Source organism: Massilimicrobiota sp. An80, from assembly GCF_002159255.1.
Classification (GTDB): domain Bacteria; phylum Bacillota_I; class Bacilli_A; order Erysipelotrichales; family Coprobacillaceae; genus Allocoprobacillus; species Allocoprobacillus merdigallinarum.
This window is the reverse complement of sequence record NZ_NFHI01000125.1, coordinates 1-596: the sequence shown is the minus strand read 5'-3', so window position 1 is coordinate 596 and position 596 is coordinate 1. Positions and strand designations below refer to the sequence as shown.

Annotated in this window: 1 protein-coding gene; it reads right to left on the bottom strand. The window is 37.2% G+C overall.

The window, feature by feature from the left end; all coding sequences use genetic code 11:
• The coding region (locus B5G32_RS13605; RefSeq protein ID WP_479684591.1) for an SIS domain-containing protein at positions 1-596 on the bottom strand (596 nt) is incomplete at both ends.

Sequence of the window (596 nt, the reverse complement as noted above, 5' to 3'; positions counted from 1 at the left end):
CTAATTCCATTGAGTTTATATTTCTTTGTATCAAAAACTGTGACCTTTGCACTCACTCTATGCACAAAGTTTTCTACTCTATCCATTTCTGGTCTTGTCTTATCTTCTCCCTTGATTAAGATTACTGGTATATCTCTTTCAATCACTTCCAATGTCCCATGGAAAAAGTTTGCTGCTGAGATTGGTCGTGTTCTCATCCATTGCATTTCTTCCATTATGCACATTCCATAACATACTGCCCAGTCTTCCAAGTTCCCTGATGCCACTAGATATGTGATAGGTTCATCACAGTATTTTTCTGCATAGTTCTTCATGTCTTCATCTGCATCCTTATAGATTTGTACGACATTGTCTGGCATGTTCTTGATTTCTTCCATCAATTTGTCATATTGATCAAATTGTCCTGCATTTTTCATGAAGCGTAATACCACTGAATACCACCAATAGTATTCTCCTCCAAATGTATTGACAAGATAGTCTACTTTTTTGGCTAATGGTGAATCTAGAACTTCCACATAGCCAATGACTCTCGCTCCGACTTCATGAGCCTTATCAATAGCTTGTTCAATCTCAATTGTATTTCCTGATAGAGAAGC